Source organism: Variovorax sp. Soil_C_39 (assembly GCF_057656815.1).
The window spans coordinates 546251-559128 of record NZ_JBDGJQ010000004.1 but is presented as its reverse complement, the minus strand read 5'-3'; the positions used below and the strand labels follow the sequence as shown (position 1 = coordinate 559128).

13 protein-coding genes are annotated in these 12878 nt (G+C 68.3%); 6 read left to right on the top strand and 7 right to left on the bottom strand.

From position 1 onward, the window contains the following. Window positions 1-30 precede the first annotated feature (30 nt). The 4 genes from AC3A6J_RS14040 to AC3A6J_RS14025 are packed head-to-tail and all read left to right on the top strand — an operon-like array spanning window position 31 to window position 5074. A complete protein-coding gene (locus AC3A6J_RS14040) occupies window positions 31-1419 on the top strand; it encodes a DUF1254 domain-containing protein (protein ID WP_487860560.1) in 1389 nt (462 codons plus the stop codon). Between the two features lie 5 nt (window positions 1420-1424). Further along, the gene (locus tag AC3A6J_RS14035; protein ID WP_487860559.1) at window positions 1425-2759 is read left to right on the top strand and encodes a DUF1254 domain-containing protein; all 1335 of its coding nucleotides are present in this window, start codon (window positions 1425-1427) and stop codon (window positions 2757-2759) included. Then, window positions 2756-4036 (top strand): alkyl sulfatase dimerization domain-containing protein, encoded by a 1281-nt coding sequence (locus AC3A6J_RS14030; RefSeq protein WP_487860558.1) that lies wholly within the window; start codon window positions 2756-2758, stop codon window positions 4034-4036. The genes AC3A6J_RS14035 and AC3A6J_RS14030 overlap by 4 nt, the downstream gene beginning before the upstream one ends. Before the next feature lie 36 nt (window positions 4037-4072). Beyond that, complete coding sequence (locus AC3A6J_RS14025; RefSeq protein ID WP_487860557.1) at window positions 4073-5074, top strand: Bug family tripartite tricarboxylate transporter substrate binding protein; 1002 nt, start codon at window positions 4073-4075, stop codon at window positions 5072-5074. 21 nt (window positions 5075-5095) lie between these two features. Here the strand turns inward: AC3A6J_RS14025 and AC3A6J_RS14020 are convergent, their stop codons facing one another. The 5 genes from AC3A6J_RS14020 to AC3A6J_RS14000 all read right to left on the bottom strand — a co-directional run bounded on the left by AC3A6J_RS14020 (window position 5096) and on the right by AC3A6J_RS14000 (window position 10019). After that, entirely contained in the window at window positions 5096-5413 is a 318-nt protein-coding gene (locus AC3A6J_RS14020) for an NIPSNAP family protein (protein WP_487860556.1), read from the bottom strand. Between the two features lie 57 nt (window positions 5414-5470). After that, on the bottom strand, window positions 5471-6451 hold the full coding sequence (locus AC3A6J_RS14015; RefSeq protein ID WP_487860555.1) for a tripartite tricarboxylate transporter substrate binding protein: 981 nt from the start codon (window positions 6449-6451) through the stop codon (window positions 5471-5473). A 32-nt stretch (window positions 6452-6483) separates the two neighbouring features. Further along, complete coding sequence (locus tag AC3A6J_RS14010) at window positions 6484-8199, bottom strand: thiamine pyrophosphate-binding protein (RefSeq protein WP_487860554.1); 1716 nt, start codon at window positions 8197-8199, stop codon at window positions 6484-6486. 120 nt (window positions 8200-8319) lie between these two features. Next, complete coding sequence (locus AC3A6J_RS14005; RefSeq protein WP_487860553.1) at window positions 8320-9264, bottom strand: helix-turn-helix domain-containing protein; 945 nt, start codon at window positions 9262-9264, stop codon at window positions 8320-8322. A gap of 263 nt (window positions 9265-9527) precedes the next feature. Beyond that, on the bottom strand, window positions 9528-10019 hold the full coding sequence (locus tag AC3A6J_RS14000) for a nucleoside deaminase (RefSeq protein WP_487860552.1): 492 nt from the start codon (window positions 10017-10019) through the stop codon (window positions 9528-9530). A 281-nt stretch (window positions 10020-10300) separates the two neighbouring features. On the opposite strand from AC3A6J_RS14000, the gene AC3A6J_RS13995 reads away from it, so the two are divergent. Together AC3A6J_RS13995 and AC3A6J_RS13990 are read left to right on the top strand one after the other, a co-directional pair. Next, a complete protein-coding gene (locus AC3A6J_RS13995) occupies window positions 10301-10741 on the top strand; it encodes a hypothetical protein (RefSeq protein ID WP_487860551.1) in 441 nt (146 codons plus the stop codon). A gap of 47 nt (window positions 10742-10788) precedes the next feature. Then, on the top strand, window positions 10789-11100 hold the full coding sequence (locus tag AC3A6J_RS13990) for a hypothetical protein (RefSeq protein ID WP_487860550.1): 312 nt from the start codon (window positions 10789-10791) through the stop codon (window positions 11098-11100). A gap of 88 nt (window positions 11101-11188) precedes the next feature. On the opposite strand, the gene AC3A6J_RS13985 is transcribed toward AC3A6J_RS13990, so the two are convergent. Together AC3A6J_RS13985 and AC3A6J_RS13980 are read right to left on the bottom strand one after the other, a co-directional pair. After that, window positions 11189-11809 (bottom strand): NADPH-dependent F420 reductase, encoded by a 621-nt coding sequence (locus AC3A6J_RS13985; RefSeq protein WP_487860549.1) that lies wholly within the window; start codon window positions 11807-11809, stop codon window positions 11189-11191. A gap of 86 nt (window positions 11810-11895) precedes the next feature. Next, complete coding sequence (locus AC3A6J_RS13980; RefSeq protein WP_487860548.1) at window positions 11896-12864, bottom strand: quinone oxidoreductase family protein; 969 nt, start codon at window positions 12862-12864, stop codon at window positions 11896-11898. Window positions 12865-12878 lie beyond the last annotated feature (14 nt).

The following is a 12878-nucleotide window of genomic DNA, read 5'->3' as shown; positions in this document are numbered from 1 at the left end:
CCTTTCACCCATCCGTCCGAGGTCCTTTCCATGAACGCTTCCGTCTCCGCGCCCGATGCAACCGCCGCCCGCAAGGCCGCCGCCCGATCCATCGGCCTGGCCGCCTTCGTCTATGGCTATCCGCTCACCGAGACCTACCGCACCTGCGCCATGCAGACCGCGCCGCGCGCCGAACGCCGCATCGGCACCTCGGCCGGTTCGGACGTGCGTGCGCCGCTGAACACGCTGCACCATGCGCCGCGGCCCTCCACCGACGAAGACCGCGACGTGGTCACGCCCGCCAACGACCTGCTCTACACCATGGCCTGGGTCCATCTCGCCGACGGGCCGATGCTGCTCACCGTGCCGGCGTCGGCGCGGCATCCGGGGCGCTACTTCGTGCTGCCGCTCTACGACGCCTACACCGAGAACTTCGAGAACCTGGGGCCGCGCAACTGCAACCCCGAGGGCGAGACCGTGGTGCTCGTGGGCCCCGGCGGCACGGTGCCCGACGCGCTGGCCGGCCACCGCGTGGTGCGCTGCCCGACCGACCTGGTCTGGCTGATCGGCCGCATCCTGGTGGGCGACGAGAGCGACTGGCCGGCCGCCCGCGCGCTGCAGTCGGAGATCCGGCTCGCGCCCGCGCCCGGCACGGTGCAGCAGGGACGCCCGGCCACCGTCGAGCAGTGGGCCGGCCCGCACGTGGACGCCATGGCCGCCGCCTTCGAGCACGGCGAGCCGGCCGCGCAGGTGGCGCCGCGCTTCTTCACGAACCTTTGCCATGCGCTGGCCGAGGCGCCGGGCCGCATCGAAGACCGCGGCCTCGTCGCATGGTTCGGCCAGGCCGGGCTGCTGGCCAACGCCGCGTTCTCGTGGGAGGCGGTGGACGCACCGCTGCGCGAAGGCCTGATCGAGGGCTTCGCCGAGGGCGTGCAGTTGGTCGCGGCCGTGGGCGCCAACCGGCGGCCCAGGCCCTGGTCGATGACGCCCGCCACCGGACGCTACGGCAACGCGTACCTCGGCCGCGCGCGCACCGCCTACCTGGGCCTCGGTGCATTGGCCACCAGCGAGGCGGTGTACGCCGCCTCGCACCACGACGCGAACCAGGAACCGCTCGATGGGCAGCGCTGCTATGCGATGCGCTTCGAGGCCGGCGACGCGCCGCCCGCGGACGCCTTCTGGTCGGTGACGCTGTACGACAGCGACCGCTTCCTCTACCCCAACCCGCTGCGGCGCCATGCCATCGGCGACCGCACGCCGGGCCTCAAGCGCGGCGCCGACGGCAGCCTCGAACTGATGGTGAGCCACGCGCGCCCCGCCGACACGGCCAACTGGCTGCCCGCGCCGGCCGGGCGCTTCTACCTGATCCTGCGCATGTACCACCCGCGCGAGGGCGTGCAGAGCTGGCGCATTCCGGCTCTTCAGGTGCAGCAGGACTGAACACGATGCAGCCGCACGCCGACAACCTGCAAGCCCTGGCCGAAGAGGCCGTGGTCTACGCCTATCCGCTCTACGAGATGCGCCGCATGCGCGCCGCCACCTCGCCGCGGCGCACCGACGCCCACGGCGAGGCGCCCGAGCCGCAGCGCTGGTGCAACGTGTTCACGCACGCACGCCAGCTGCTGCGCGCGGGCAAGAGCCGCGTCGTGACGCCGAACAACGACACGCTCTACACCAACGCCTGGCTCGACCTCGGCGAAGGCCCGCTCGTGATCGACGTGCCCGACACCGCCGGCCGCTACTACGTGCTGGGCCTGCTCGATTTCTTCACCAACCCCTTCGCGCACCTCGGCCAGCGCCTCACGGGCACGGCGGCGCGCGCGTTCGTCGTCACGCCGCCGGGATGGCTCGGCACGCTGCCCGCGGCCTTCGATGCCCCGGGCGCACGCATCGAGGCGCCCACGCGCTGGCTGTGGATCATCGGGCGACTGCTGGTCGACGGGCCGGAGGACGTGGCGGCGGTCAACGCGCTGCAGGACCGGTTCGTGGTGCGCACGCTGGCCGACTGGGAGGCCGGCCGCGACTCGCCGCCGCGCGCCTTCGACCCCGCCTGCGACCCGAAGGCGCCGCTCACGGCCGCGCACTTCGCCGCGCAGGTGAACGCGGCACTGCGCGACAACTCGCCACCGCACGGCGACGCGGCAAAGCTCGCGCGCTATGCGGCGCTCGGCCTCGGCCCGGGCGCAGGGCCGCTCGACGAGCGCCGCCGCGCCGCGCTGCAGGCCGCGCTCGACACCGTGCTGCCGCGGCTGCGCGAGGCGCAGTCGGGCCGCACCACGGCGTCGGGCTGGGTCCAGATGCCGCTGATCGAAGGCAGCTTCGGCGACGACCACCTGGCGCGCGCACTGGTCGCACTCAAGTACATCGGCATGCTCGAAAGCCGCGAAGCCACCTATCCGATGGCCTGGCACGACGCGGCGGGCGAGGCGCTCACCGGCGAACGCCGCTACACGCTTCGCTTCGCGCCTGGCGCACTGCCGCCGGTCGACGCCTTCTGGTCGCTCACGATGTACGACGCGCGCGATTACATGCTGGTGGACAACCCGATCGACCGCTACGCCATCGGCGACCGCACGCCGGGCCTGCAGCGCGATGCGGACGGCGGCCTCACGCTGCACATCCGGCACGCGCGCCCCGAGGGCGCCGCCGCCGAGGCCAACTGGCTGCCGGCACCCGAAGGCCCCTTCTATCTCTGTCTGCGCGCCTACATGCCGCGCGCCGAACTGCTCGACGGCCGCTACCTGCTGCCGCCGCTCACCGCCACCAAGGACACCGCATGACCGCCATCGCTGCCAAGCCAGACCACAAGACCGAAGAAGAAGAAAAGCCGTTCCTCATCGTCGGGACCGGCACCGACACCGTGGCGCCAGGCCTTCACATCCTGCGCGGGCAGGGCCAGTCGTTCGTGGCCGAGACCGATGCGGGTCTCGTCGTGGTCGATGCCGGCCCGGGCGGCTCGGTGACCGCGGGCATGATCGACGCGGTGCGCCGGCTCAGCGAAGCGCCGGTGCATGCGCTGTGCTTCAGCCACGGCCACATCGGCTACAACGCCGGCGTGCCGATGTGGCTGGCGCATGCCGCCGCGCGCGGCGACGCGCCGCCGCGCATCATCGCGCACCGCAACGTGCCGCGCCGGCTCGCGCGCTACAGCGAGACGCTGGCACTGCAGCACCGCATGGCCGAGATCCAGTTCAACCGCCCCGCGGGCTTCTTCGACCGCCGGCTGGCGACGCACGCGCCGACCGAAACCTTCGAAGACCTGCTGCAGATCGGCAGCGGCGAGCAGCGCATCGAACTGCGCTGGGCACCTTCGGAGACCGACGACGCGATCGCGCTCTGGAGCCCGGCGCAGCGCGTGCTCTACGGCGGCGCGGCACTGATCGATTCGATCCCCAACATCGGCACCCCGTTCCGCACGATGCGCGACACGGTGCGCTGGGCCGACACGCTCGATGCGCTGGCGGCGCTGGGCGCGCGCAAGGCGGTGCGCGAGTTCGGCGCCACGCTCGAGGGCGAGGCGCAGGTGCGGCACGTGCTCACGCACACGGCCCGCGCGCTGCGATGGCTGCGCGCCGAGGTGGTCCGGCTCATGAACGAAGGCCTCAACGAGCGCGGCATCCTGGCGCGCATCCGCTTTCCGGACGAGCTGTTCGCGGTCGACTGGATGAAGCCCACCTATGGCGACCCCAGCTACATCGTGCGCGACATCTACCGCTCGGAGAACGGCTGGTGGGACCGCAACCCGACCTCGCTGCATCCGGCGGCGCCCGAGGCGGTGGGCCGCGCGGTGGCCGACGCGATCACCGACAAGCGCGGCGTGATCGAGCGCGCGCGCACGCTGGCCGCCGACGGCCAGTGCCAGCTGGCGCTGCATGTGATCGACCTGCTGGCCACCGCCGAGGGCGAGGCGCCAGAGATCGCCGAGGCGCGCGCGCTCAAGGCCGAATGGCTGCGCCAGCGCGCGCGCGAAGTGCCCAGTTACGTCTCGCGCAACCTGTACCGCGTGGGCGCGGACATGATCGAGCAGGGCACGCAGGCGCGCTTCGGCATCCATTGATTGAACGACCGACCCGATTTCCAGGAGACAAGAACCATGACGAGCCCGCATTTCCTTCACCGACCCCTTCGCGCACTCGCCTGCGGCGCGTTCGCAGCCGCCTGCGTGGCCACGGCCGCCCATGCGCAGGGCCCCGATGCCTACCCCGACAAGCCCGTCACGCTCGTGGTGCCGACCGCCCCCGCGGGCGGCACCGACACCATCGCGCGGATCTTCGCCGAGGCGCTCGGCAAGGCGCTCGGGCAGACCTTCATCGTCGACAACCGGCCCGGCGCCAACGGCATCCTCGGCGCCGAACTCGTCGCGCGCGCGGCACCCGACGGCCAACGGCTGCTGTTCACCTACGCCGCGGCGATGGTGGTCAACCCGAGCCTCTACAAGAAGCTCTCGTACGACCCGGTAAAGGACTTCGCGCCGGTGGCGCAGATCGGCCGCGGCGGCAACCTGCTGCTGGTGCGCAAGGACCTGCCGGTGAAGACGATCCAGGAGTTCGTCGCCTACGCCAAGGCCCGCCCCGACAAGCTCAACTACTGCTCGTGGGGCGCCGGCTCGGGCGGCCACCTTGCGATGGAGAGCCTCAAGAAGCAGGCCGGCCTCGTGATGACCCACGTGCCCTACAAGGGCAGCGGCCCCTGCGTGCAGGACCTCGTGGGCGGCCAGGTGGATGCAGCGTTCGCCGACATCTCGTCGACCGTGGAGATCGTGCGCGCGGGCCGCATCCGCGCCCTGGCGAACAGCGGCCCCGGGCGCATTCCCATGCTGCCCGACGTGCCGACGATGACCGAGAGCGGCTATCCGTTCAAGAACTACGCCTGGTACGGCCTGCTGGCGCCGGCCAAGACGCCGCCGGCCATCGTGAAGAAGCTCAACGACGCCGTGAACCAGGTGCTGCGCGACCCGGCGGTGGTGCGCCGCATGCACGAGCTGAACTTCAACGACCTGCCGCAGAACACGCCCGAACAGTTCGCCGCCACGATCCGGCAGGATCTGCAGGACTGGGGCGCGCTGGTGAAGGACATCGGCCTCACGCTCGAGTGAGCGGCCGATGCGCTCAGCACCTCAAGGCTTGAAGAACGAGGTCGGCACCATGAGCTTCGTCTCCTGGGAGACGAGGTAGGCGGCCTCGGCGCTCTTGTCGAGGTAGCCGGCCCAGGCCGGGTCGCGCTGCATCGCGGCGCGCTTGTCGGCGCGGTCCTTCGCGTCGGCGAAGACCCAGATGTGGGTGTAGCTGTTGACGTTGCCGGTCTCGGTCTGCAGATAGGCCAGCGGTTCGCCCAGGTGGCGCCGCTGCACGTCGAAGCCGTGCTCGGCATAGAGCGCCAGGTGGCGCTTGAGGGTGCCGGGGCGGCAGGTGTAGGTGCGTACGTCGTAGAGCATGGGCTGTGGGTTCCTTGGCTTGAGGCTGGAAAAAAAGAAAGGGTGTGGGGTCTGGGTTCAGTCCACGGTGGCGCCCGAACGCTCGACCAGCGCACCCCAGCGCTTCACCTCCTGCGCGACGAAGGGCTGGAAGGCTTCATGCCGGTCGCCGATGGGATCGGCGCCGAGTTCCTTCAGGCGGGCCTGCACCGCAGGATCGGCCACGGCCGCGGCGATCGATGCCGACAGCTTGGCCACCACCGGTGCCGGCGTGCCGGCCGGCGCGAACAGGCCGAACCACGAGCGCGCGTCCATCTGCGGATAGCCGGCTTCGGCGAAGGTCGGCACCTCGGGCATGTTGGCGCGCCGCGCCTTGCCCGTGACCGCGAGCGGCCGCAGCTTGCCGGCCTGCACCTGAGAGAGCACTTCGGGCAGGTTGGCGAACATCGCCTGCACCTGGCCGCCGATGAGGTCGGTCTGGGCGAGCGCGCCGCCCTTGTAGGGCACGTGCATCATGCGGGCGCCGACCAGCGTATTGAACTGCTCGCCCGCCAGGTGCGCGGCCGTGCCGGTGCCGCCCGAGGCGAAGTTGAGCTTGTCGCCCTGGGCCTTGGCATGGGCGGCGAATTCGCCCGCGCTGCGCGCCGGCACGCCGGGGTTCACCACCAGCACGAGCGGCACCGAGGCCAGGTTCGAGAGCGCGGCGAAGTCCTTCGTCAGGCTGTAGTCGAGCTTGCGGTAGAGCGTGGCGTTGATCGCGTGGCTCGAGGTGGCCATGAGGATGGTGTAGCCGTCGGGCGCGGCGCGCGCCACGGTGACGGCGCCGATGTTGCCGTTGGCGCCGGCCTTGTTGTCGACGACGACCGGCTGGCCGAGCGAGTCCGACATCTTCTGGCCGACCACGCGCGCGATCACGTCGGTGGCGCCGCCGGGCGCAAACGGCACCACGATGCGGATGGGGCGCACCGGGAACTCGGCGGCAGCCTGTTGTGCATGGGCCTGCGTGAGCGCGCAGGCGCCCAGGGCCGCGAGGGCCGAAGCCCGCAGCAGTTTGTTCATGTGTTTTGTCTCCTTGGTGGTGATGAATCGTGTCAGGCCGCGGCGCGCTGCTGTTGCTTCTGCTTCTGCTGCAGCAGCGCCTTCTCGCGCAGTTCGCTCAGCGTGGCGCGCGGGGTCAGGATCTCGGGCTCGATCGCGAGTTCGATGAGTGCCGCGCCGCCCGCGGCCAGCGCGCGCTGCAGCGCCGGCGCGAACGCTTCGGTGCGGGCCACGCGCTCGGCCTGCAGCCCGAACGACTGCGCATAGCGCACGAAGTCGGGGTTGCACAGGTCGGTGCCGATGGGGCGGCCGGGGTAGTGCATCTCCTGGTGCATGCGGATGGTGCCGTACATGCCGTTGTTGAAGACGATGAAGACGATCGCGAGGTCGTGCCGTTTCACGGTCGCGAGCTCCTGCGAAGTCATCAGGAAGCAGCCGTCGCCGGCCAGGCACACCACCTGCCGCGACGGATGCTGCAGCTTGGCCGCGATGGCGGCCGGCACGCCGTAGCCCATGGCGCCGCTGGTCGGCGCAAGCTGGGTGTTCGGCTGCGAGAACGGGTAGTAGCGGTGCGCCCAGGCGCTGTAGTTGCCCGCGCCGTTGGTGAGGATCGCATCCGGCGCGAGCGTGTCGCCGAGCGCCTGGATGACGCGCGCCGGGTCGAGCGCGGCCTCGCGCGCCGCGGGCGTGGTGTAGCGCGCGTAGTTGGCGCGCAGCCGGTCGCGCCAGGCCTGCCGCGGGGCCGCCGCATCCACCGCCGGCAGCAGGGCAGCCGCCTCGGCGAACGGGGACACGGCGCTCAGGATGCTGACGGCGGGCTGGTAGACGCGCCCGAGCTCCTCGGCGCACGGCAGCACATGCACGAGCTGCTGGCGCGGCAGCGGCACGTCGAGCAGCGTGTAGCCGCTCGTCACGATCTCGCCGAGCCGCGTGCCGACGGCGATCAGCAGGTCGGCCTCGCGCACCGCCTGGGCCAGCTCGGGGTTGACGCCGATGCCGACCTCTCCAACGTAGTTCGGATGGCGGTTGTCGAACAGATCCTGCCGGCGAAATGCGCAGGCCACGGGCAGCGCGTTCTGCACCACGAAGCGCTCGATCGCGGCGCGGGCCTGCGGGCGCCATCCGGGGCCGCCGAGCAGCAGCAGCGGCCGCTCGGCCGCGGCCAGGTGCTCGTGCAGGCGCTGCATGGCGTCGGGGGCGGGATGCGCCTCGGGCACCTCCACGCGCGGCACGGCCAGCGGCATGGCGGCATCGGTCAGCATGTCTTCGGGCAGCGCCAGCACCACCGGCCCGGGGCGCCCCGACATGGCCACCGAATAGGCGCGCGCCATGAATTCGGGCACGCGCGCGGCGTCGTCGATCTGCGCCACCCACTTGGTGAAGGGGCCGAACATGCGGCGGTAGTCGATCTCCTGGAAGGCCTCGCGCTCGATCATGTCGCGCCCGACCTGTCCGATCAGCAGGATCATCGGCGTCGAGTCCTGGAACGCGGTGTGCACGCCGATGCTCGCGTTGGTGGCACCCGGCCCGCGCGTGACCATGCAGATGCCGGGGCGGCCGGTGAGCTTGCCCTGGGCCTCGGCCATGAAGGCGGCCGCGCCTTCGTGGCGGCAGGCGACGACGCGCATGGCGCCCTGCTGCGCATGCAACGCATTCAGCACGTCGAGGTAGCTCTCGCCCGGCACGCAGAACACGGTGTCGGCGCCTTGCGCCAGCAGCGCGTCGACGATCAGCTCGCCGCCGGTGCGCAGTGGGGTGGATTCGTTCATCGCCAGCCATCGGGCCGCCCATGACGGCGGCAGAGTTTCAGATGGAAGGACTTTAGGCAGCCGGGCGCCGAAGGGGGTAGGACGATTGGTCGCTCGCCTTGTACTTTTCGACGGCGCGGGCTAGGGGCTTACGCCAGGGGTCCCAGGGGTGCCGTAGCGCTTCTTGAACTCGCCGGGCGTCATCTGCGTGCGCTTCTTGAAGAAGCGGCTGAAATACGCATGGTCCTCGAACTGCAGGTGGAACGCGATCTCGGCCACGCCCATGCCGGTGTTGCACAAGAGCCGCTTGGCCTCGAGCACGCGGCGCTCGTGCACCAGTTCGCCGGCGGTCTTGCCGAGCGTGCGCTTCACAGCCTCGTTGAGCTGGCGCTCGGTGACATGCAGCCGCTCGGCATAGTCGCCGAGCGGGCCGAACTCCAGGTAATGGCGGTCGATCAGCAGCCGGAAGCGCTTCGTCAGTGCGTAGCTCTGCGGCGAGGCGCCCTCGGCCGCGCGTTCGGGGTAGAGCCGCCGCAGCCGCGTCAGCAGCACCAGCAGGTAGGAGCGCACCACGTCCAGCCGCGCCTCCTGGCGGCCGAGCATCTCCTGCTCCATCTCGAGCAGCAGCGGGAGCAACGCGTCGTGCTGCGCCTGTTCGAGGTAGAGCACCGGCGCGTCCGAGGCGATGTGGAAGAACGGGTACTTGGCGATGTCGTCGGCGCGCGGGAACATCTGCACGAAGAACTCGGCGCTGAAGTTGATGACGAAGCCCTTCGGCGGCACGTCGGAGGTCCAGGCATGCAGCTGGCCGGGCGAGACGAAGAACACCGTGTTGGCGCGCACCTCGAAGGTCTCGAAGTCGAGCAGGTGCGTGCCCGCCGCCTCGCTCATCCAGAGCAGGTGGTAGTAGTTGTGGCGGTGCGGAAACCCGCGCGGGATGTCCGGGCGCGATTCGAGCCGCACCAGGTCGAAATGGAACGCGCCCGACTCGCCGCTGAAGTCGGAGCTGTCGAAGACGGGGAAATCGGTGGGGGACGGAATGGGCACGGGCTGGGTGAAGTCGCGAAAGTATCGCGCATCCGCCACAGGGCGAGCCTTCCGCCAGCCCAATAGGTAAACTCAATGACAGAAATGTAAACTTTCTAACTCATTTTGTACGAAACCGCTTACAGTCGCGTCATGACGAAAAGACGAGTTCACATGTCCGTATTGATGGCGGAACTCAAGATGCTGCAAGCCCGTGCCAAGGCGGGCGACTGTGCCGCCATCCGCGTCCTTTGCAAGGGGGGCGAGCATCGAGCCCCGCCTTCGTGGATCGCCGACGCAGCACGCTGCAGGGAGCGGTCGGCCTAACGACGACCCAGCGCCGCGATCTTCCGCGGCCCGGCCCACGCTTCGAGGATGTCGATGGCGTCCTGCGCCGAATGCTGCTCGGCAGGAGTCAGCCCGGCCTCCAGCGGTGCGCCTGCCACGCGGCGCAGTTCATCCACGTCGATGGGATGCCGGTCCGCGACCGGCAGGCCCTCGAACACCACGCCGGACTGCGCCAGCGAAGCCGCATAGAACAAGCGGCGGATGCCCGCCACCCGCATGGCGGCGACGCACATCGCGCAAGGCTCGCATGAGGAATACATCTCGCAGCCTGCCAGGTCGACGCGCTGCAGCCGCCGGCATGCGTCCCGGATCGCTTCGACCTCTCCGTGCGAAGTGGGATCGAAATGGGCGACCGAATGATTGAAGCCTTCGCCGACCACCTGCCCATCCTTCACCACCACCGCGCCGAAGGGCTCGGTGCCGGGCTCCGCGATCGCGCGCGCTGAAAGCGCCAGCGCCTGCTTCATGAATTTCTCTTCGTACATCTTTGCTGCTCCTGCGTCTGTCTGAAGGGGTGCTGTCGATTTTTAATTGGGATGGCACTGCGGAACGACACTGTTCTTTCGTCAACGCGCGATCGCGCTTTCGTCCGTCGGCGCGAAGGGTCGCCCGATGGCGCTGCGGCCAGGCGTCGCACGGCCGGCCCGTGCAGAATGCAACCAATAGCCGGATCCGGCCGGAAGCGGCCCTCGCCGGCATCGAACACTTGTAAGCTGATACGCGCAGAATATCTTCCAACGAATTCACCATGAGAAACGAGAACGTCACCCTGCTGCTGGGAATCCTCTCGGTAGTCGCAGTCGCTGAGACGGCTATCGGCTACGCTCATAGCGTCGATGCCCGTGGATGGTGGCCCCTAGGCCTTTCTGTCGCTCTGCTCCTGTATACAGGCTATAGCGTTTTGTTTGGCCTCATCGCCGGCGACCGCATTCTGCCCATGACGTACATCTTGGGAGTGAATGGAGTGCTTGCCGCAGTCCGAGTTCTGACCAGCTACCTTTTCTATACCCTTCCCATCGATTGGGGTGCAGTCAACGCGGGTATGGCCAAGCTCACCTTCTTCCAGTCTCTTGTGCGCAGCGGATGGGCGCTCTACTTGTTGCCCATTCCTTTCCTGGTTGCACACTCTGTCGCGGTCCGGACAAACTGGCTCGGCGTCAAACCGCAGCCCCGGACCTCCGCAGGGTGACTGATATCGGCCAAAAGCGGACCTCCAGCACAAGACCCAATACGCTCATGAACACCGTATCCACGTTGACTGCTGCGGCGAACGATTTCGCCGACCGTCTGACGCTCGCGAAGCGCATCGCCTTGCGTGACGAAAACCTGTCCACGGCAACCGCGGAGAACTGGCACTGGTTTGAAGAGGTCATCGTTCTGTACGACCTCCGCAATTCGTGCAGCCCAGTGGTAAGGGACTTCAGGGCGCTCAGCGGTGACGACGACGGGGCAATAAGCTATCTTTTCAGTCGCAGTCATGAGCCGATTCTTGAGGCCGAGCGCATCTTGCGACAGGCCCAGCTAAGCTTGCGGGCGGCTCTGTCGTAGTACTGCGATCGGCCAGAAGCGGAAGTTCGCCTGTGCGGCCGAAATCGGTGGCAGCAGCAGCCATTGGACCAGTCCGCCACCTCTTGGCTTAGTGCGCGCGGCTGTAGACAAACGCGGCGTTCGTTCCCCCACCCTGCCGCACAGCAAGTTCGATGTTCAAATGCGCGATTGCTTCCAGGTATCGCGCAGACTTCAGCGGCCCGGCGTTGACGGGTGCAAGACCCATTTGAGCGCCCAGCGCCATGATTCTTATCGCCGCCGCTTCGTTGTCGCTGGCAACGAAGAGCGTGAGGGGCTGCCCGTCGCGGTCGAGCCGGGCCGGCTTCAACACGTCGGCAAAGATCGTGTTGAAGGCCTTGGCGACGAGCGATTCGGGAAGCATTCGCGCGACCTGCTCGGCGCCGGAGTCCTCTTCACCGATCAGGATCGGCGACCAGTCCTTCGCGACCGGGTTGGTCGCGTCTATGACGATCTTGCCGATCAATGCATCGGCCAGGGGCAGCATCACCGCTTTCACGGCATCAAACGGTATGGCGATGAAGACGAGGTCAGCGCCGACTACCGCCTCGGCGAACGTTGTGTAGGGCATCCCGGACGGCGGCGAGCCCGCGCGGTTCCGCACACCCAGGCTCACGCGATGACCTTTGGCCATCGCCAGCGAGGCCACTGACTGGGCGATTTGACCGCCCCCGATGAATGCAATCTTCATGGCTGAACTTTCTGAAGTGTCTGGTGAACTTGAACAGGCGGAGCGCACACCTTGGCCCTAAGGCAAGGCGTTAGACGCTTCAGCGATCACAAGGACACGATCACGCGTCCGGACGGGCGGTCCTCAACCAGGCACCGCAAGGCTTCTGCTGTTTGTGCGAACGGGAATACCTTGGCAACGATGGGTCTGATCTTTTTGTTCGCCAGAAGCGCGCTGACACCCTGCCAGGCCAGGGCCCGCCTTTCGGGGCTCTCCAAGAGAAAATTGAAGCCGCGAATCTGTGCCGACTTCCAGATCAGGTTCGTGACGTCAATCTCCGAGGCGCGTCCAGCCGAATAGCCCACGGTGACGATCGTTCCTTGAGGAGCGAGAACCTCCATCGCAGCGGTCAGAACCGCACCGCTCAGGCCGTCAACCACGACGTCGACGCCGCGACCATCGGTCAATTCTCGGATGGCCTCGACCAGTGATCTCTTCTGCATATCGATGACATGCTCGAAGCCTGCTTCCCGCGCGCGCTCGGCCTTGCCCGAGGTGCTCGTCGACGACAGCACGAGGGCGGCATCTCGGGCGCGGGCTAGTTGGAGCGTTGCATTGCCGATGCCGCCGAACACCCCGGGGCTGAAAACGACTTGTCCAGGTTCGAACCCGGCCATCTCCAGCGCTATCCACGCCGAGATATAAGCGACGGGCAGGCCTGCAGCCTCGATGAGATCGATGTTGTCCGGCAGCCGGTAAAGCATGGATTTCGGCACGGCCACGAACTCGGCGTAGGCACCCGCTTCCAGAACGCCGAACGGACCGCCGAACACCACACGTGTTCCTGCAGGGAAGTCGGCATCTCCCTGCTCGACCACGCCCGAACCCTCGTTTCCGAGTATCAGAGGCGCGGTCACCATGGGCATCCTGCCGTGCAGGATGGAGTGATCGACGACGTTGACGCCAGCCGCGGCGACTCGCACTAGAAGGCGATCTCCCGTTGGTCTCGGCATCACGACGTCCTGACGTTCGAGCCCTCCAAAGCCTGTGAATGAATGTGCAACGAATGCATGCATGTTGGGTTCTTTCG